Genomic DNA, 18,744 nt, shown 5'->3' with positions numbered 1-18,744 from the left:
CGCGCTGGTGGCACGCGCGAGAGGGCGGGAGAGGGGAAGGGCGGGCATGACGATGCGACGGATGGTGATGAAGGGTGGGCAGGGAGGCGTGAGGCCGGCCGCCCGGCGGCGGCCGACCCTCCTCGACCCTGACCGCCCGCGGGTCACGCGGACCGGGGTACGCCCAGACGCAGCCGCTTCGGGTTCGCGACCGAACCGAAGGCGATCTTCTCGGCGGCGGGGTCCGCGCCGCTCACGCCATCGGCGGCACCGGGGATCGCCTCCCGCGGCCCCGATCCGGAAAGGCCGGAGGTCAGAGGGCCGGGCTGGTTCTGCTCCATGCGCACGCTCCTTCCAGTGATGTCGACACCTGTCCCTAAAACGGTATCCAGGGGACGGGGTGCGCAAAGGCCTCGGGTGGCCCTGCTCACACCACGGAACCGAACGGTGCGCTGACGGGCAGTCCCGCGTGCCAGGTCACAGCGTCGCGAACCCGGCCGGCCCGAACGGGTCGGTCCGACCGGGCCGGCCGAGAACACGGGCGGAGGTGGATACGGATGGTGACCAGACCGCCTGGTCGGCCGCGCCCTGAGTCCTGGTCGGACACGGGGCGCGGCCGGTCGCCCGGCTGGCGGGCGACAGGCGGGTCAGGCGCTCGGCGCGGAGGACGCCGGCGTCTGGTCGGGCACGGCGGCGCTGCCGTGCCGCGGTGCCCGACCGCCGGAGGCCGGGCGGCCGAGGCGGTGTCCGTCGCGGCGGGCGTGGCGGGAGTCGCCGTCACGGGGAGCCGCGCCGGGTCCGCCGCCGTGGCGCGGGCCGCCGCCCGAGCGGGAGCCTCCGCTGCCCGCGCCGGCGAAGCGCGGGCCCCGGCCGCCCGCGGTGCCGCCGGAGCGGGCCTGCGGGATCTCGTTCCGGCTGACCCGGGGGGCCGGCGGACCGGCGAGCTCCAGGACGATCGGGTCATCGGGCGTGGTCGTGGCCGGCCGCGCCTCGATGCCGACCGCCCGCAGCAGCCCGCGCACCTTGCCGCGCTCCGCGGGCAGGGTGACGAGCACGTCGGCACCGTCGGCGCCGGCGCGCGCGGTGCGCCCACCACGATGCTGGTAGGTCTTGGCGTCCTCGGGCGGGCCGAGGTGCACGACGAGCCGGATGCCGTCGACGTGGATGCCGCGCGCGGCGACGTCGGTGGCGACGAGTACCCGGTAGAAGCCGTCGGTGAAGCCGGCGAGCGCCCGGGTGCGGGCACCCTGCGGCATCCCGCCGTGCAGCGGCTCGGCCGGCACTCCGGCGCGGCTCAGCGACTCGGCGATCCGGTCGGCGTCGCGCTGGGTGCGCACGAACACCAGCGTGCGCCCCGACCCGCCGGCCAGCGCCGTCACCAGCGCGACCTGCGCGTTGCGGTCGGGGGCCTCGAGGGCGTGCCGAGCCAGCGTCGTGACCTGGGAGGTCTCCGAGTCGATCGCGACGAGGACCGGGTCGGGCAGGTAGTCGCGCACGAGCACCTCCACCTCCCGGTCAAGCGTCGCGCTGAACAGCAGCCGCTGCCCGTCGGACGGGGTGGCGTCGAGCAGAGCCCGCACCGCGGGCAGGAAGCCGAGGTCACACATGAAGTCGGCCTCGTCCAGCACCGTCATCTCGATGCCGCCGAGCTCACAGGCGCCGCGCTCGACGAGGTCCGTCAGCCGGCCCGGGGTGGCCACGACGAGATGCACGCCGCGGCGCAGCGCCGAGATCTGCCGGCTGATCGACGTTCCGCCGTAGACGGGCACCATGCGCAGGTTCAGCGACCGGGTCAGCGGCTCGAGGGCGTCGTTGACCTGCTGGGCGAGCTCGCGGGTCGGCACCAGGACGAGCCCGCGGGGACGGCGTGGCTGCGCGGGGCCGCCAGCCGACAGCCGCGCGAGCATGGGCAGCCCGAACGCGAGTGTCTTGCCCGAGCCGGTGCGTGCCCGGCCGAGGACGTTCTCGCCGGCCAGCACGTCGGGCAGGGTCGAGGCCTGCACCGGGAACGGGGCGGCGATGTCCCGCTCGGCCAGCGCCTTGATCAGCCGGCGGGGCAGGCCGGCGTCCTCGAAGGACTCCGCCGGGGGCCGGGGGTCACGGGTCGTGATGAGGGGAGCGGCCGGCCGCGCCGGTCCGCCGACGCGGGAGCCGCCGTACCGGGAACCGCGGCCGGCGCCGCGGCCCGCACCGCTCGGACCGCCGCGGCCCCGGGCCGGGCGCGGCTGGCGGTGGGCAGCAAGGGACTGGGAGTTTCCGTGCTGAGACAGAGGTATCCGCCGATCAGGTCAGGGCCACCATGAGATCAGTTGGACGAGTGCGAAGATCCGCACAAGCCCGCGCATCGTCCGGCGGCCGGGGTACGGCCGGCTCCGCGACCGGACCCACGGCGGGAATGTCCCGCTTTGGCGCTCGCACCGACCTCGCACACCCGACCATTCGGTCGGGCGCGGACAGCCGCTCGGGCCGTCGTCCTGTTCACGGTACCTCGACGATCCGCGGACCGGGACCCGCCGGCAGGGTGCAACGGCCAGGTGCATGCCCGTCTGAGGCACTTTGCCCGGTCACGATCCGCCCGTACCCCGGCGCGCGGCGCCGGAGTCCTCCGTGTTGGCCGGACCGCCGTCGGCCTCGCGACCGGTCGCCGGTGTGATCGGGCCGTCGAGGGCCACAACGCCCACAGGCGACCAGGATACGGCGGTGGTCCGTACTGCCCAGGCAAGCAGTGCGAGGATGCCGACGACCGCGGCGTACGCGCCGACGACGTGTGCACCCGGCGTGTGCACGGCGGCGAGCTCCGCCAGGCCATCACCCACAGCGACGACGAGCCCGATCCCGGCTGTCGTGGACGCGACCAGGGTCACCCGCGGGACCATCGGCCTGCGCCGATCGCCGAACGGCCCCGGCGCACCCCCGCTCACCAGGCAGGACACCACCAGGGGCGCCAGGATGAGGGCGGTCACGGCCAGAGCGGCGCCGCTGCTGCGGTGCGGGGTCACGAGAAACCAGGAGGCGGCCGCGAACGTGGCGATCGGCACGGGGGAGACAGGACCTTCGGGCCGATTCGCCCCCACGGGCCGCCCACGCCGTCGCCGGCGCGGCCCACGCACCCCGTCCGGGTCGGCCACCGCGTCCGCGTCAGCCACCCCGACAGGGCGCCCTGGTCCGGACGGTCTACTCAGCGCGAGCAGGGGAGCAACGAGCAGAAGCAGGTAGTGGCACCAGACGATCGGGGAGGCGAGCACGGCGGCGACGACCCCGCCGGTGTACGCCAGCCGTTCGTCGTGGCCCCGGCGGCGCAGTGCCCACCCGCATCCGGCCAGCACCGCCACCGCGGCCGCCCGTGCCAGCCCCGCGGCGACACCCATCGGCAGCCCGACGTTGGCCAGCAGTCCCGTCAGACTCACCCCGGCGACCGATTCGGCCCGGCCGAGCTGACCCAGCAGGTCCAGGTAGCCCCGGGTCCCGAGCGGACTGAGCAGCTCGCCGGCGCCGAGCAGGACGGCCAGGACCACGCCGGCCACCGCCGCCGCCCGCCACCGTCGGGCCAGCACCGGCCACAGCAGCAGGGGAAGGAGGAACACCTTGCTGTAGACCAGCAGCGCGAGGACCGTCCCACAGGTGGCTGGCCGGTCCCGTCGTCGCCAGGCGAGGGTGAGCCCGGCGAACAGCAACGCGTTGAGGGTGCCCATCTGCAGCCCGATGATCGTCGTGGACGCGGCGATGACCAGCGCGAACACCCGCCAGTCCCGCGCGCCGGCGAGGCGTGCGCCGGCGAGCACCGCGAGCACCGACAGCGCGACGAACACGTCGTCGGCGTGCCGCAGGCCCGACAGCGGCGCGAACGGCAGGGCGGTCAGGTACGGGTAGACGAACGCGAAGCCCGAGTGCACGGCGGCCGTACCCGGTGTCGGGTAGGGGTCCTGGCCCGCCCGCACCGCCGCGCCGGCGCGCAGGAACACGTCCACGTCGAAGTGGCCGATGCGGCTGATCATCCCGAACCAGGCGAGGGCGACCAGCCCGGTGAGGCCCACGGCCGCCGCCAGGGACCGGCCGGGCGGCCCGATCGGCGCCCGCCGTTCGGGCCAGCGGCGCCGGCGGCGGGCCGGTCCCGGGCCGCTCGGTGTGACGGGGCCGACGACACGCTCGGGCAGGGCCGCCCAGCCGTCCCCGCCCGATCCGGTGACCACGGCCGGAGGGTCGGGCCGCGGATCGCGCCGGTCCGCGGCACCGGCTGTGCCGCCGGCGTCGTGTGGGTCACGTGGGTCGCGGGCACTCGGTGTGGCCTGCATGGGGCGTCCTGTCAGAAGACGAGGTCGGTCAGCGCGTGGATGACCAGCCCGACCAGCGCGCCGACGACCGTTCCGTTGATCCGGATGAACTGCAGGTCGCGGCCGACGTGCAGCTCGATGCGCCGCGAGGTCTCCGCCGGCTCCCAGCTCGCGACCGTGTCGCCGATGATCGCCGCGATGTCCCGTTTGTACCGGGCCACCGCCCGGGTCGCGAGGTCCGCGGCGCCGCGGTCGACGGTGCGGCCGAGCTGCGGGTCGGTGGCCAGGCGGGCGCCGAACGCGGCCAGCTCGTCGGTCGCGCGGACCCGGGCGGTGCCGCGCGGATCCCCGGCGAGGTCGAGCAGGATGGTCCGCGTCGTCGCCCAGATGGCACTCACGGCCCGGCCCACCTCTGGGTGCCCGAGCAGCCGTCCCTTGAGCTGCTCCACCTGCTCGCCCAGCTCGGGGTCGGTGCGAAGCCGGGCGGCGAAGTCGCCGAGGAACCGGTCGATCGCCTGGCGGATCCGGTGCTCGGGATCGGCCCGCAGCTGCGCGACCGCCTCGAGAGCCTTGTCGTACGCCTTGGCGGCGACCGCCTCGTCGAGCCACTGCGGCGTCCAGGAGGGTGCCTGGTCGAGCACGAGGCGGACGAACGTGTCCGGATTGTGCACGAGCCAGTCCTGGATCTCGGCCACGAGCACGTCCACCAGCCGGTGGTGCAACGAGTCGTCGAGCACCCGTTGCAGTGCCATGCCGAGCACCCCCGCCCAGGGACGCTCGACCACCCGCGGCAGCACCGCCTTCTCGACGATCTCCCGGACGAGATCGTCGTTCATCCCGGCGATGACGGAGGTGAGCCGCTCGGCGACCTCGGTCGTCACCCGCTCGGCGTGCGCCGGCTGGCGCAGCCAGGCGCCGACCCGCGCCGAGACGCCGACACCGTCCACCTTCTCGCGGATCACGTCCTCGGCGAGGAAGTGCGTGCTGACGAACGTCTCCAGGCCGCGGCCGAGGGCGTCCTTGCGGTGCGGGATGATCGCCGTGTGCGGGATCGGGAGGCCCAGCGGGTGGCGGAACAGCGCCGTCACGGCGAACCAGTCGGCCAGCGCGCCCACGACACCGGCCTCGGCGGCCGCGGCCACATACCCGGCCCAGGCGGGGCCGCCGTGGCTGTGCCAGCCCTGCGTGACCAGGTAGACCGTCACGACGGCGGCGAGCAGGCCGGTGGCGATGATCCGCATCCGCCGCAGTCCCTGCCGCAGTTCCGGCTCGTCCGCCGTCCCCCGGGGGAGCTCCGCGCCTTCCCGGTAGCCCGCCGGGTCGCTCATCGACCGCCGTCCTCTTCCTGACCGCCGCCTGCCCGCAGACGTGAACCGTGGCCGTCACCGCGGGCGGGAGCAGCCCGCCATCACCGCCGGCTGACCCGCGCTACGAACACCCTATGCGGCCAGGGTGGGGCGTTGTGGCGGTAGGCCGGCTCGGGATTGCGCGGTCCTGCTCCGAGAACCCGTGCGGTGCGCGCGCACCGGTCCGCCCTCGCGGTCCGCGGTCGCCGGCGGCGATCAGACGGGTGGCGGGGCGCCGCGGGCGCGCTGGCGCAGGCGCCACCCGAGGACGAGGAGATCCACGATCGCCACCAGGGCGAGCACCGCCAGCACCGCCGCGGCGCCGGCCTGCCCGCGCACGGCGAACAGCCCCGCGCACACCCCGCAGAAGATCAACCCGAAGGTGGCGAGCACAACACGCAGGCCGAGGGCACTGCGGGCCGGCGGAAAACCGCCCGAAACGGGCGACGACACGCGCCACCAGCGTCGGCGTGGGACGACGTCCCCCCGCTCACGCTGGCGCGGCAGGGAACCGGTCACGGTCACCGGTATGCCCGGGGCACGTCCGCCGAACCGGCCGTGCGGGGGGCGAGGTCAGCGGGCGTCGGGGGTGTGGTGCGGCGATCCGATGGCCACCCGTCAGGAACCCCGGTTCCGGCCGGGCATCCGCGCCGCGATCGCGGCCTGGGTCTGCGCCGAGGCGAGGCGCTCGGCGAAGATCCTGCCCTCGAGCTCAATACGGTCGAGGATCTCGGCGTCGCCGGCGTCGTGGAGCAGCGCCCGGGTGGCGGCGAGGGCCTCGGCGGGCTGGGCGAGCAGCGCGGCGACGCGGTCGTCGACCCGCGCCCGCAGCGCCTGCGCGTCCGCCAGCACCTCGGTGACGATTCCCAGCCGGGCCGCCTCGGCGGCACCGAACGGCTCGCCGAAGTAGACCAGTCGCGCCGCGGCCGCCGGCCCTACCCGTCGGGGCAGCAGCAGGCTCGACCCGAACTCCGGCACCACCCCGAGACTGACGAACGGCAGGCCCAGCCTGCTGCGCTCGGTGGCGTACACCAGGTCACAGTGCAGCAGCACCGTCGTGCCGATCCCCACCGCGGGCCCGTCGACCTCGGCGACGAGCAGCTTGGTGCCGCGCGCGACGACCCGCAGGAACCCCATCGTCGGCCCGTCCGGCCGCAGTGCCCCACCGGCCAGGAAATCGTCCAGGTCGTTGCCCGCGGTGAACGACCCGGCGTCGCCGCACAGCCGGATGATCCGGACACCGGCGTCGGCCTCGGCCGCTGTGAACGCCTCGGTGAGCGCGCTGTACATGCCCTGTGTCAGGGCGCCGCGCTTGTCGGGGCGCACGATGCGCACCGTCTGCACGCCCCCGTGGACGTCGCTGTGGATCTCGTCGCTCATGCGGCCTCCTCGGTCCCTGCCGAGCGCACCCACTCTGTCACTGAGCCGGGGCGGGCGAAAGCTCTCGACGGGCCGGCCGCCGAGGCTCCGGTCACAGCCCCGGTGGGTGCGGGGGAGCCGGACTGCCAGGATGGCAGGGTGACTGGGTCGAGCGAAGCCGGCACCGCGGCAGGGATCGTCCATGACGCGGCGACCCGGACCGGCGGGGGCAAGGCGGTCCGGACGGTGGCCGGCGAGCCCGCCGCCGCGCCCGCCGCGCCATCCGGCGGCGCGGCGCCACATCCCCGCCGGGAGTCGCCGGTGGGCGCTGGCAGGGTTTGCGGGGGGCCCTCACCGTCCGAGGCCGCGTCGATCACACAGCTGCTCGGGCTCACCGTCGATCCGGTGCGCAGGCGGGGACGCTTCGTCGCGGCGGACCATCTGCTCAACACCCGCGGGACGCTGTGGGGCGGCTGCGGGCTCGCCGCCGCGATGGAGTTCGTCCGCGTCTGCGGCGGCCGTGACGGCGTGTGGGCACAGACCCAGTTCCTCGCCCCGGTCGAGGCCGGTCGGACGGTGGATCTCGAGATCGACCCCGCCGGCCGCGGCCTGTCGCAGGCCGTCGTGCGCGCCACGGTCGAGGGCCGGCCCGTGTTCGTCACGAGCGGCACGTTCGGCCGGGGCGGCGGCGACGTCACCCGGTTCGCGCCACCTGCGCACTGGGCGCCCGCCCCCGAGGACTGCCCGCCGCGGGAGTACCCGACCTGGCTCGACTACCGCGACGACGGCCTCGTGTCCCTGCTCGACCAGCGCTGGGCACGCCCGGCCCGCGTCGATCTCGACGGGACGCCGGGCACCGGGCGCAGCGCCCTGTGGCTGCGCCTGCGTCCCCCGCTGGCGCCCGCCGGCGCGGCACTCGCGGTGCTCGGTGACCTCGCGCCGGCCGCGCTCATCGAGGCGATCGGCGACATGGCGTTCGGGACGAGCCTGGACAACCACCTTCGCCTCGTCGCACCCGCCTGTGGTCCGGCGGTGCTGCCGGCCGGTGAGTGGATCCTGCTGGACGTGCGGGTCGAGGGGATCGTCCGCAACGTCGCGCATCTGGGCGGCCGGATGTACGCCGGTGACGGGACGCTGATCGCCGTGACCGGCCAGTCGGTTCTCGTCCACCGGGTCCGCCCGCCGGAGCGCGGCGGGGTCGACCGCGCCGCCCGGTCCCGCCTGTCGGGCTGACGCCGCGCTCGCCCTTCCGTCCGCCGCCGGGTGCGCCGCGGGCGGAGCGGCCGGTACGCCGTCACCGACGGCCTGCCCCCGCCCTGGTCTGTCCCCGCCCCGGTCTGTCTCCGCCCTGGTCTGTCCCCGTCCATGGACTGCCCACGTCCGTCCTTGCCGCGGAAAACCTGCGAAGGAATGCGCTTTTTGTCCGAGTTGACTGGTGGGCATGGCGGTTCCGCTGCGGACCTGGATTGAAACGGTCTCACCTGGGGTACCTCCGGTCCACCGAGGGCGGCACGGGGCTTTGCGCGGCATGTCGGCGATTGGCCGGCGGTGCGCACCGCCCTCTTAGCGGGTCGACAAGAGTTGGTAAAGGCATGGGATGCCGGCGCTGTCCGGCGTTTCGGGTGCGGCTGTGCGTCCGGGGGTGCCTTGATGTGTCTCCGGCAAGGCCGGAGTGTGCGCGTTGTCGCTGTCGCGAAACCGGTTACCGGGCGGACGCCGAGCGGCCCCGGTGATCCGTGCGCGTTCCCGCTGGCTACCGCTGATTCGTGCTCGTTTTGGTCGCTGGACGCTACCCGGGACCGGATACCCCGAATTAATTCCGCGGCCGGTGATACCGCGCCGCGGGTGGCGCCGAATGCCCGTCACCCCCTGCGACGCCCTCGTAGCCATTTGTTTGGCGCGCCCTGCCCCTAACACCGCGCCCGGTATCGACCGCTAGAGTTGTCCGCACCCCCCGGAACAATCGTCAGATGGTCGGACCGCGCTGCCAATGTGCCGGCCCGTGCGTTGTCGTGTCTGGTCCGCGGGGGCCTTGTCCCGCTTGAACACGAACAGCAACCCCGCACACGAGGCGCCCAGCTCCGGGTGCCGGACGAGAGGACCGGATGCTCCAGAATTGGCCCATCCGCTCGAAGCTCGTGGTGATTCTCGTCGTCCCCCTGGCCGCCTTGGCGGTGCTGAGCGCGATACAGGTGCGAGGGAACGTCGACAACGTACGGGCCGCGAACCGCATCAAGGCGCTGGCAAACTTCTCGATCAAGGCGAATGACCTGGTCGCCGCACTGCAGGCCGAGCGGTACGCCACGAACTCCTACGCGGGCTCCAACTACATGGCCGTCGCGCAGGGGCAGGTGGCCGTCGCCGCGCGGGGGCCCGTCGACCAGGCCCTGGCCACCTACCGTGCCGGCGAGGCCGCGCTGCCCTCCGGCGCGCGCGACACCCTCGCGACGACGCTGGCGGCCATCGCGAACCGGCTGGACCGGCTGCCCGCGCAGCGCAAGGCGCTCGACGTGCACCAGGCGCAGGTGGACGACAACAATTCGTACTTCAATGACCTGGTTAGCGATCTCCTTTCGCTCAACGGGAGTGTGGCGGCCGGCAGCCATAACGCGGCTCTCGTCAACGGAGCCACCACGCTGGTCGGTATCTCCCAGGCGAAGGAACAGGCCGCCCAACAGCGCGGCGCCGTCGCCCGAGTGATCATTCTCCGGCAGACGGATACGGTGACGCTGCGCCAGATCCAGAGCGCGGCCGGTGCCGAGGACGCGTGGCTGCAGCAGTTCCGCACCACCGCCACCCCGGACGAGCAGTCGTTCTACAACGTGACGGTCGGGCGCACGATCTCGGCGGCGACGGCAATGCGCGACGACACAGTGAATGCTGTCGCGAACGGCCAGCCACTGACGATCACCCAGCAGGACTGGCTGCGGACCGTGGACGCGAAGATCACGGCGATGCGACAGGTCGAACACCGGATCGCGACCGATTTGGGCACGACCAGCGAGGACATCTCCAGTTCGGCGTCCCGCGACGCGCTGTTCGGTAGTATCGGGGTCGCGTTGGTTCTCGTCGTCTCCCTGGTGATTTCGCTGCTGGTGGCGAGCCCGATGATCCGGCACCTGCGCCGCCTGCGCCAGGGCGCGCTCGAAGTGGCCAACGAGAGCCTTCCCGGGGTTGTGGAACGCCTTCACCGGGGCGAACAGGTCGACATGTCGGCGGAGACATTCCCCGTCGACGTGCAGAGCACAGACGAGATCGGCCAGCTCGCCGAGGCGTTCTCCACCGTGCACGCGGTGGCCGTGCGCACGGCGGTCGAGCAGGCGGCGATGCGCAAGAGCATCGGTGACACGTTCCTCAACCTCGCTCGGCGCAGCCAGGCGCTCATCCATCGCCAGCTGAAGATCATCGACGGTCTGGAGCGCAAGGAGACCGACCCCGACGAGCTCGAGGAGCTGTTCCGCCTCGACCACCTCGCCACCCGCATGCGGCGCCACGCGGAGGACCTCATCGTCCTGTCGGGCTCCAAGCCCGCCCGTGGCTGGCGCCGGCCCGTCGCGATCAAGGACGTGGTGCGCGGTGCCGTCGCCGAGGTCGAGGACTACACCCGGGTGAAGGTCATGCCGATCGACGGCGGCGCGATCAGCGGCCACGCCGTCGGTGACGTCATCCACATGCTCGCCGAGCTCATCGAGAACGCCACGTCCTTCTCGCCCCCGCACACACCGGTCCAGGTCAGCGGGCACGAGGTGTCCAACGGCTTCGTTATCGAGGTCGAGGACCGGGGGCTTGGCATGAGCCCCGAGGAGTTCCACGGTCTCAACGAGCGGCTCGCGAACCCGCCGCCGTTCGATCTGTCGACCAGCGAGCGCCTCGGTCTGTTCGTCGTCGGCCGCCTCGCCGAGCGTCACGCGGTGTCGGTACGCCTGCGCCCGTCCCCCTACGGCGGCACGATGGCGATCGTCCTCGTCCCCGCCACCCTGCTGCGCCAGCCCGAAGAGGAGGGGCAGGACAGCGGCACCTCGGGCGGCGCCACGGTACGTGCGCTGCCGGCCCCCGCCGTCCCCGCGCTCGACGGCCCGGTCCTTGACGAGGACGGCTTCTCCGACCCGTACGCGGACACCGGCGAGTACGGCGACGAGTTCTCGCCGGACGACGGGATGCCGGCACGTACCGGCCCCCTCCCCCTCGGTGCGGCCGGCGGCGACGCGGCGCGGGACGACCAGCGCGAACTCTTCCCGGACCCGCAACGCGGCCAGGACGAGACGCTCATCGACGACCTGCCGGTGTTCGCCACCGTGCGGTCGAGCTGGTTCGTCGCCGACCGGCCCCGCCGGCGGGCGGGCGGGCGCCGCTCCGACGCGCCCGCGCGTACCGACGACGCCGAGCCCACCAGTGGTCCCGCGGGCGAGGCGGCCGGCGGGGCTCTTCCCGAACTGCCCTCCCGGCGAGGCCGCAGGGGCCGCTCGGCTCCGCCTCCCGCAGTGGACATCCCGTCAGGCCCCGCCGACGGGACCGGGCCGGTGGATCCGCTCGGCGGACCACCCGGGGCCGACCCCCGTGCCGTGAACGGATTCGGTGCGGCGCCGGTGGAACGCACCGCCTTCGACACCGGTGGCTACCCGCAGGGCGGCCCGGGCCAGCCGGCGGCGCCCTTCGGGTATCCGCCCGCCGGGCGGGACGTGTCGGCGCACACCGGCGGGGGATCCGTCCGGGGCGGCGAGGTGGCTCGGATGGACCCCCTCACCTCGCCGCTGCGCCGCGGCACCGGGCCTCGCCGCGGCGACACCGGCGCCGACCAGTCGATCGTCCCGCTGCATCGTGGTCAGCCGCCGACGCGCTCGCGCGGCGCCGGCGGGCCGGAGCACCCGGACCGCGGCGGCCGCTCCGCCACCACCGACGCGGACGGGCTGCCCAAGCGGACCCGGCGGGCGAACCTCGCGCCGCAGCTGCGCCGCGAGGCGGCCGAGGAGCGCCCCGTGCCCCTGGCCGCGCAGCGCAGCCCGGACGAGATCCGCAGCATGATGTCGTCCTTCCAGAGCAACTTCGGTCGCGGCCTGGCGGACGGTCAGGATTCCAACGACGGCGACGATGTGGGAAAGGTGACCTGAGATGCGTCCGCTGGGACCGTCGGAGAACATGAGCTGGCTGCTCAACAATCTCGTCAAGAAGGTGCCGGAAGTCACCTACGTGATTGCTCTGTCCTCGGACGGCCTGCTTCTCGCCACGTCCTACGGGATGGACCGGGCGACCGCCGACCAGCTCGCGGCGGTCGCCTCCGGTTTCAACAGCCTGGCCCGCGGTGCGGGCCGGTTCTTCGGCGGCGGAAACGTGCGGCAGACCATCGTCGAGATGGATCAGGGCTTCCTGTTCGTCACCGCGGTCGGTGACGGCTCCTGCCTCGCGATCCTGTCCAGCCCGGGGGCGGACATCGGCCTCATCGCCTACGAGATGGCCTTGCTGGTGACCAGGGTCGGGGAGTTCCTCACACCGGAACTGCGCGCGCAGATGCAGTCGGCGCTCCCGCTGTAGCCGAGGCATCGGCGGCCGCCGGGGGGCGCGGCCGTGAACCTGGTCTCCCGGTCGCCCCCTGCCCGCACGGACCGGGCCGCTAGGAACTCTCGAGGCAGGAGGACCGGCATGTCGCACGACGAGGAATGGTTCGACGAGGAGGCGGGTCCGGTCGTCCGCCCCTACGCCGTCACCGGGGGACGGACCCGGCCGACCAATCGCGCGCTGGAACTGGTCGCTCTCGTGACCACCACGCCCAACGGGCGACTGATGTCCGCGACGCTCGAGGCCGAGCAGCGCGCGATCGCCCTGCTGTGTCACCGGGTGCAGTCGATCGTCGAGATCTCCGCCCGGCTGGATCTACCCGTCGGTGTGGTGCGTGTTCTCGTCGGCGACCTGCTCGACGCCGGTCTGGTCAACGTGACCCGACCGGCCCGTTCCTCGGACCGCCCTTCCGCAGCCCTCATCGAAAAGGTGCTCGATGGACTACAGGCCCTCTAGAACGCGGTCGCCGGAGACGACGGCACTGCACCCGGTCAAAATCATCATCGCCGGTGGATTCGGCGTCGGAAAGACGACCTTCGTCGGGGCGGTCAGCGAGATCCCGCCGTTGACCACTGAGGCCGCGATGACGGCCGCCAGCATCGGCATCGACGACACCAGCTCGGTCACCTCCAAGACCACGACCACTGTCGCGATGGACTTCGGCCGGATCACCCTGGTCGACAGCGTCATCCTCTACCTGTTCGGCACGCCCGGCCAGGACCGGTTCTGGTTCATGTGGGACGAACTGGTGCTCGGCGCGATCGGCGCGGTGGTCCTGGTCGACACCCGCCGGCTGGCCGACTCCTTTCCCGCCATCGACTACTTCGAGGAACGGGACATCCCGTTCCTCGTCGCGCTGAACCGGTTCGACGGCGCGCGCGAGTACCGGGTCGAGGACGTCCGCGCGGCGCTGGACCTTGATCCGCGGCGGCCGATGGTGTTCTGCGACGCCCGCCAGCGCGAGTCCGTTCGGCAGGCGTTGGTGTCCCTGGTCCGCCATGCGCTCGACGTCGTCTCCGCCGAGCAGGCGGGGCGGCCGGTGCTGCCGCAGCGGTCCGGGTGAGCGCGGCGGACGACCGCGCGGCCCGGACGGCGGGAACGATCACGGCGGCCGCGGCCCGGACGATCGCCGCGCCGCGCGCCCGCCGCGCGGCGCGTGGACCCGCCGCGGGAACGAGCCGCGAACCGTCCGTCGGAGACGGCCATGATCCAGGTGCGGGGGAGGGTGCAGTGCTCGAACTCATCGGACTCGACGACGTCGCGCTGTCCGCCTACCGGCTCTGGCTGCGCCACGAGTCGCTGACCGTGGCGGACGTGGCCGGCCTGCTGGGAGAGCCGGTGCGGGACATGGGACAGGTGCGCGACCGTCTGCTCGAACACGGTCTGGTGCTGGCCTCCCGCGAGCGTCCAGGTCACTTCGTCGCCGTGCATCCCGAGGCGGGTTTCGACCATCTGCTGCAGGCCCAGCACGAACAGCTCATCCGCCGCCACGAGCGCCTCGTGCGTGCCCGTGCGCAGATCAGCACCTTCGTCTCGGACTACCTGGACAGCCGGCCCGAGTCGGACGGCGTGGAGGTCCAGCGCATCGACAGTGTCGACCAGGCCCGCGCGGAGCTGCTCGCCCTCGTCGGGCGGGCCGAGCGCGAGGTGCTCACCCTGCACACCAGGCAGGGCTGGTCGGCGGCGCTGTCCAGCGACGTCCTGCCGGCCGAGCTGCGCGCGCTGCGCCGCGGCGTCGTGATGCGCGCCGTGTTGCCGCGCACGCTGCGCCTCGACGAGCGAGGTGCCGGCTATGTGCGCACCGTGTCCGCGCACGGCCTGGACGCCAGGATTCACGATGACCCGCGGCTGGACGCCACCACGGTCGACGGCCGCGTCGCGCTCGTCGGCCCCGGACGCCCCGGCGCCGCGGTCGGCACCGGCCAGGCACTGCTCGTGCGGGCCCCCGAGCTCACCGCCGTCCTGCTCACCCTGTTCGAGCAGGTGTGGGAGATCGCCGAGCCGCTGGCCGGCGACCAGCTCGGACCCGCCGAGGGCGCCGAGGCCAACATGCCGTCGGACACCGAACGACTGCTGCTGCGCCTGCTCAGCCTCGGCGTCAAGGACGAGGCCGCCGCCCGTCACCTGGGAGTCTCGGTCCGGACGGTACGCCGCATGATCGCCGACCTGATGGCCCGGCTCGACGCCCGCAGCCGCTTCCAGGCCGGCACCCTCGCCACCCGGCGCGGCTGGATCTGACCTGAGAGGCCCGGTCCGGTAGGCCCGGTACCTTCTCCCGTCACCGATCAGCCGTCAGCACTCGTGCGGACAACATCCAGAGCCTGTCCGGATGTTGTCCGCACGTGTTGTTGGTCCCTGTCGGGGATCGCAATGTTTGCGCAGGTCGCGCGGGCGGTATCTGTCCGGTTGTAGGCGTGTTGTGTGTCACGTGCGACCCGGTTGGCACATGGTTGCCAGGGCAGCTTCGTGTCAGGCGAATCGCAGGACACGGACCACGCGTGGCCGCATGCTCTCGATGAACCGAAAACCAGCCACGCCGGAGGGTCGGCGGGCAGGAGCCGGCGGTCGCGCGCCGCTCCACACCCGCCCGGGTCCACCGTCGCGGACACGCCTCGTCGGCCGCGAACGGCCGACGGCGAGCCGCTTCACCCATCACTGCCTGCAGCGAAGCAGGCGCCACAACCGCGAACCGGATCGGGTCGATGCCACCCCACGGCGGCGCCGGCCTGGCCGGGCCGTGTGATCGTCCTGTGCCTCGCTGCGCCGTGCCCGCTTATCCGCCGTGGACCGGTGGGCACGTGGTGGCCCGACCAGCCGTATCCGCCGAGTCAGCCGACCTGCCCCTGCCCACGACCCGTCCCCGCTGGAGCGACGTTCCCGTTCGAGCGGTGCCCCCGTCCGAGCAGCCGCGACGCGCGCCGTCGTCGTCGCTCGCAGTGGGCATGCGGACCATTCTGTCAGAGCCGCCCGAGGAGCCTGCCCGTGCCCCCAGCCGACGGACCACATCCCGCCGCCGCACCGAGCCAGCCCACCCATCGCACCCTGATCGTGGCGAGGATGGATCCGGCCGACGCCGACGCCGTCGCCGAGACCTTCGCCGAGTCCGACGCGGGCGAGCTTCCCGGCATCGTGGGTGTCACCCGGCGGGAACTGTTCGCGTTCCACGGCCTGTACTTCCACCTCGTCGACGCGCCCGCCGACATCGCGCCGGCGGTCGCGAACGTGCGCGAGCACCCGTTGTTCGTCGACGTGAACCGGAAGCTGGAGAAGTTCATCGGGGCCTACGACCCCGCCACCTGGCGTGGCCCGCGCGACGCGATGGCCCGCAGCTTCTACCGCTGGACGGCCGGCTGAGCTCGCCGCGTCCCAGGGGCGTCACGCCACGTGGATGATCCCCACCCGCACGGTCGCCGACGATGATCCACAGGATCCGTCGCCCGCGGACCGCGCCAGGCGGGTGGGTACCCGTCCATGGGTCGCGCCTGGTCAGCCGCCCACGCCGGTACCGCACCGGACCCGTTCTGTGTTTCCGACATCCGCATCAGCACACGAACCTAGGAGCGCACTGCGATGCCCCAGTTGTGGACGGCCGAGGCCCTGCTCGACTTCCTCGTCGAGGCGGCCGGGCTGCCGCCGGCGGACCGGCCGAGTGATCTCGGGGTGACGTTCGTCGACATCGGTCTCGACTCGTTGGCCTACCTGCAGCTGTCCGCCGAGGTCGCCGGAACCTTCGGAGTCGATCTCCCGGCGGAGATGCCGGAGGGCTACACCCTGGCCGAGATCCTCGACACGGTCAACGCCACCGCCGGCCAGCGCGAGCCGGTCTGACCGACCCGACCGTCCGTCGGCACACCGGCCGTGCGGACGCATCCGAGAGTCCTCCGTTGCGCGACCGTCGAACACCCGGAGCAGCCGTGAGTGGGCACACCGACAACTCGATCTTCATCGACGCCGACATCGACACCGTCTGGTCCATCACCAACGACCTGCCCTCGTGGCCGGACCTGTTCACCGAGTACGCGTCGGTGGAGATCCTCGAGGCGACCGGCAACACCTTCAAGTTCCGCCTGACGATGCGTCCGGACGAGAACGGCACCGCCTGGAGCTGGGTGTCGGAACGCACTCTCGACCCGGTGGCCCACGAGGTGCGGGCCTACCGCATCGAGACCGGGCCCTTCGAGTACATGCACATCCACTGGACCTACGCCGCGGAGGCCACCGGCACCCGGATGCGGTGGGTCCAGGACTTCCACATGCGTCCCGCGGCGCCGCTCGACGACGCGGGGATGACCGCGCGGATCAACACCAACACCGCCCGGGAGATGGCGGTGATCCGGGACAAGGTGGAGCGTGCCGCCGCCGTCGGGTCGACCGTCCTGATCGTCGACGCGCCGGTCGCCGGCGTGCCGGAACAGGTCTGAGGAGGACCACGCCGATGACTGCCCCCGTGACTGCGCGCCCGACGGCCTCCCCGAAGGTCCTCTGCATCCACGACGTCGCGCCCAACCGACGCCGCGGCGGCGACATCCGCACCCTGCTCTCGCCGGCGACGGTCGGGTCGACGTCCGGCTTCCTCGGCACGCTCACCCTCGAGCCGGGGGAGTTCGTGACCGAGCACTGGCACCCCTACTCGGAGGAGTTCCTCTACTGCGTGCGCGGTGCGGTCACCGCCCGCCTGGACGGGCAGCACCAGGCCCTGCCGGCCGAGCACGGCCTGTGCATCCCGATCGGGATGCGCCACCGCATCGAGAACACCGGTGACGAGACGGCGTTCCTCGTGTTCCATCTCAGCCCGCTGGCCCCCCGCCCCGACCTCGGCCACGTGGACACCGAGGCCGTGCTCGACCCGCAGGCCCCGCACGCGCCCATCATCCGGTCGGGCCCCCACGCCGCCGACGCCCTCTCGGCAGGGTCCGGTCGGTGACCGGTCATCGGGGGGTCGCGGTCACCGGCATCGGGGTGGTCGCCCCGGGCGGGTCCAACCGCAAGGAGTTCTGGACACTGCTGACGGACGGCCGCACGGCGACGCGTCGGCTGTCGTTCTTCGACCCGGCGCAGTTCCGGTCGCAGGTCGCCGCGGAGTGCGACTTCGACGCGGCGGCCGCCGGACTCGGTGCCCGCGAGATCGCGCGCAACGACAGGTTCGTACAGTTCGCGCTCGCCGCGGCGCTGGAGGCGGTCGAGGACAGCGGCCTGGACCTGCGCCCGACGGGTAGTAGTGGACTGACGGACGCGGGTGACGGCGCGGACGGCCCGGTCGTCGGCGTCAGCATGGGCAGCGCGGTCGGCGCGACGACACGGCTGGAGAACGAGTACGTCGTCGTGTCGGACTCCGGCCGACACTGGGAGGTCGACCCGCACTACGCGAGCGCCTTCCTGTACCACGCGCTGGTTCCGAGCTGCCTGGCCACCGAGCTCGCCTGCCGCTTCGGCGCGCACGGCCCCGCGTCGGTGGTCTCCACCGGCTGCACGTCCGGCATCGACGCCGTCGGCTACGGCGCGCAACTGATCGCCGACGGCGAGGCCGACATCGTGATCGCCGGCGCGTCGGACGCGCCGATCTCGCCGATCTCGATGGCCTGCTTCGACGCCATCCGGGCGACCACGGCCCGCAACGATGATCCGGAGCACGCCTCCCGCCCGTTCGATGCCAGCCGCGACGGGTTCGTGATGGGGGAGGGGTCGGCCGTGTTCGTCCTCGAGGACGCCGCCGCCGCCCGTGCCCGCGGGGCGCGCATCTACTGCGAGGTGGCCGGCTACGCGTCGCGCTCCAACGCCTTCCACATGACCGGGCTGCGTCCCGACGGCGTCGAGATGGCCGAGGCGATCCGGGTCGCCATGGACGCCGCCCGGGTCGGCGCGCAGGACATCGACTACATCAACGCGCACGGGTCGGGCACCAAGCAGAACGACCGGCACGAGACGGCCGCCTTCAAGCGCTCACTGGGCGCCCGGGCGTACGACGTCCCGGTCAGCTCGATCAAGTCGATGATCGGCCACTCGCTCGGGGCGATCGGCTCGCTGGAGATCGCCGCCTGCGCCCTGGCCATCGAGAACCACGTCGTGCCGCCCACCGCCAACTGGAGCACCCGCGACCCCGACTGCGACCTGGACTACGTGCCGAACATCGCACGGGACCACACCGTCGACGTGGCGCTGTCGGTCGGCAGCGGGTTCGGCGGTTTCCAGTCCGCGATCGTCCTGACCGCGCCGAACCGGTGAGCGTCACCGTGGAG

17 protein-coding genes are annotated in these 18,744 nt (G+C 73.2%); 11 read left to right on the top strand and 6 right to left on the bottom strand.

What is annotated here, in order from left to right; translation table 11 throughout:
- Positions 1 to 143: 143 nt before the first annotated feature.
- The 6 genes from C1A33_RS34550 to C1A33_RS03525 form a co-directional block, all read right to left on the bottom strand.
- Positions 144 to 320 (bottom strand): hypothetical protein, encoded by a 177-nt coding sequence (locus tag C1A33_RS34550; RefSeq protein ID WP_165818211.1) that lies wholly within the window; start codon positions 318 to 320, stop codon positions 144 to 146.
- Between the two features lie 306 nt (positions 321 to 626).
- Positions 627 to 1,982 carry a DEAD/DEAH box helicase gene (locus tag C1A33_RS03545; protein WP_101830080.1) on the bottom strand — a complete coding sequence of 452 codons (1,356 nt, stop codon included), beginning with the start codon at positions 1,980 to 1,982 and terminating at the stop codon, positions 627 to 629.
- Between the two features lie 561 nt (positions 1,983 to 2,543).
- Complete coding sequence (locus C1A33_RS35550; RefSeq protein WP_243407136.1) at positions 2,544 to 4,271, bottom strand: glycosyltransferase 87 family protein; 1,728 nt, start codon at positions 4,269 to 4,271, stop codon at positions 2,544 to 2,546.
- Positions 4,272 to 4,282: 11 nt separating this feature from the next.
- Complete coding sequence (locus tag C1A33_RS03535; RefSeq protein WP_101830079.1) at positions 4,283 to 5,578, bottom strand: DUF445 domain-containing protein; 1,296 nt, start codon at positions 5,576 to 5,578, stop codon at positions 4,283 to 4,285.
- A 234-nt stretch (positions 5,579 to 5,812) separates the two neighbouring features.
- Complete coding sequence (locus tag C1A33_RS03530) at positions 5,813 to 6,049, bottom strand: DUF6343 family protein (protein ID WP_243407135.1); 237 nt, start codon at positions 6,047 to 6,049, stop codon at positions 5,813 to 5,815.
- A gap of 165 nt (positions 6,050 to 6,214) precedes the next feature.
- Positions 6,215 to 6,976, bottom strand: a complete 762-nt coding sequence (locus C1A33_RS03525) for an enoyl-CoA hydratase-related protein (protein ID WP_101830078.1) — start codon at positions 6,974 to 6,976, stop codon at positions 6,215 to 6,217.
- 138 nt (positions 6,977 to 7,114) lie between these two features.
- Here C1A33_RS03525 and C1A33_RS03520 point away from each other — a divergent pair, with 138 nt between their 5' ends.
- The 11 genes from C1A33_RS03520 to C1A33_RS03470 all read left to right on the top strand — a co-directional run bounded on the left by C1A33_RS03520 (position 7,115) and on the right by C1A33_RS03470 (position 18,730).
- Positions 7,115 to 8,188 carry a thioesterase family protein gene (locus C1A33_RS03520; protein ID WP_243407134.1) on the top strand — a complete coding sequence of 358 codons (1,074 nt, stop codon included), beginning with the start codon at positions 7,115 to 7,117 and terminating at the stop codon, positions 8,186 to 8,188.
- A gap of 872 nt (positions 8,189 to 9,060) precedes the next feature.
- Positions 9,061 to 12,063, top strand: a complete 3,003-nt coding sequence (locus C1A33_RS03515; protein ID WP_101830077.1) for a sensor histidine kinase — start codon at positions 9,061 to 9,063, stop codon at positions 12,061 to 12,063.
- Position 12,064: 1 nt separating this feature from the next.
- A complete protein-coding gene (locus tag C1A33_RS03510; RefSeq protein ID WP_101830076.1) occupies positions 12,065 to 12,484 on the top strand; it encodes a roadblock/LC7 domain-containing protein in 420 nt (139 codons plus the stop codon).
- Between the two features lie 108 nt (positions 12,485 to 12,592).
- Positions 12,593 to 12,964, top strand: coding sequence for a DUF742 domain-containing protein (locus C1A33_RS03505; RefSeq protein ID WP_101830075.1), 372 nt, complete (start codon positions 12,593 to 12,595; stop codon positions 12,962 to 12,964).
- Entirely contained in the window at positions 12,945 to 13,571 is a 627-nt protein-coding gene (locus tag C1A33_RS03500; RefSeq protein ID WP_101830074.1) for a GTP-binding protein, read from the top strand. The genes C1A33_RS03505 and C1A33_RS03500 overlap by 20 nt, the downstream gene beginning before the upstream one ends.
- 167 nt (positions 13,572 to 13,738) lie before the next feature.
- Positions 13,739 to 14,746 carry a LuxR C-terminal-related transcriptional regulator gene (locus C1A33_RS03495; protein WP_101830094.1) on the top strand — a complete coding sequence of 336 codons (1,008 nt, stop codon included), beginning with the start codon at positions 13,739 to 13,741 and terminating at the stop codon, positions 14,744 to 14,746.
- 744 nt (positions 14,747 to 15,490) lie between these two features.
- Positions 15,491 to 15,862, top strand: coding sequence for a TcmI family type II polyketide cyclase (locus C1A33_RS03490; RefSeq protein ID WP_279354588.1), 372 nt, complete (start codon positions 15,491 to 15,493; stop codon positions 15,860 to 15,862).
- Between the two features lie 216 nt (positions 15,863 to 16,078).
- Complete coding sequence (locus C1A33_RS03485) at positions 16,079 to 16,336, top strand: acyl carrier protein (protein ID WP_101830073.1); 258 nt, start codon at positions 16,079 to 16,081, stop codon at positions 16,334 to 16,336.
- Between the two features lie 86 nt (positions 16,337 to 16,422).
- The gene (locus C1A33_RS03480; protein WP_101830072.1) at positions 16,423 to 16,929 is read left to right on the top strand and encodes an SRPBCC family protein; all 507 of its coding nucleotides are present in this window, start codon (positions 16,423 to 16,425) and stop codon (positions 16,927 to 16,929) included.
- 14 nt (positions 16,930 to 16,943) lie between these two features.
- A complete protein-coding gene (locus tag C1A33_RS03475; RefSeq protein WP_101830071.1) occupies positions 16,944 to 17,432 on the top strand; it encodes a cupin domain-containing protein in 489 nt (162 codons plus the stop codon).
- The gene (locus C1A33_RS03470) at positions 17,429 to 18,730 is read left to right on the top strand and encodes a beta-ketoacyl-[acyl-carrier-protein] synthase family protein (RefSeq protein WP_101830070.1); all 1,302 of its coding nucleotides are present in this window, start codon (positions 17,429 to 17,431) and stop codon (positions 18,728 to 18,730) included. Before C1A33_RS03475 ends, C1A33_RS03470 begins: the two co-directional genes overlap by 4 nt.
- Positions 18,731 to 18,744 lie beyond the last annotated feature (14 nt).

Origin of the sequence: Frankia canadensis (assembly GCF_900197875.1) — a bacterium.
Classification (GTDB): domain Bacteria; phylum Actinomycetota; class Actinomycetes; order Frankiales; family Frankiaceae; genus Frankia; species Frankia canadensis.
Note: the sequence above shows the minus strand (reverse complement) of the source record. Positions and strands in the feature narration are given on the sequence as shown.

Excerpts from the sequence above, each read along its gene's own strand:
- C1A33_RS03515 (WP_101830077.1), top strand. The coding sequence starts at position 9,061 with ATGCTCCAGAATTGGCCCATCCGCTCGAAGCTCGTGGTGATTCTCGTC.
- C1A33_RS03475 (WP_101830071.1), top strand. The coding sequence starts at position 16,944 with ATGACTGCCCCCGTGACTGCGCGCCCGACGGCCTCCCCGAAGGTCCTC.
- C1A33_RS03535 (WP_101830079.1), bottom strand. The coding sequence starts at position 5,578 with ATGAGCGACCCGGCGGGCTACCGGGAAGGCGCGGAGCTCCCCCGGGGG.
- C1A33_RS35550 (WP_243407136.1), bottom strand. The coding sequence starts at position 4,271 with ATGCAGGCCACACCGAGTGCCCGCGACCCACGTGACCCACACGACGCC.
- C1A33_RS03485 (WP_101830073.1), top strand. The coding sequence starts at position 16,079 with ATGCCCCAGTTGTGGACGGCCGAGGCCCTGCTCGACTTCCTCGTCGAG.
- C1A33_RS03510 (WP_101830076.1), top strand. The coding sequence starts at position 12,065 with ATGCGTCCGCTGGGACCGTCGGAGAACATGAGCTGGCTGCTCAACAAT.
- C1A33_RS34550 (WP_165818211.1), bottom strand. The coding sequence starts at position 320 with ATGGAGCAGAACCAGCCCGGCCCTCTGACCTCCGGCCTTTCCGGATCG.
- C1A33_RS03500 (WP_101830074.1), top strand. The coding sequence starts at position 12,945 with ATGGACTACAGGCCCTCTAGAACGCGGTCGCCGGAGACGACGGCACTG.
- C1A33_RS03525 (WP_101830078.1), bottom strand. The coding sequence starts at position 6,976 with ATGAGCGACGAGATCCACAGCGACGTCCACGGGGGCGTGCAGACGGTG.
- C1A33_RS03505 (WP_101830075.1), top strand. The coding sequence starts at position 12,593 with ATGTCGCACGACGAGGAATGGTTCGACGAGGAGGCGGGTCCGGTCGTC.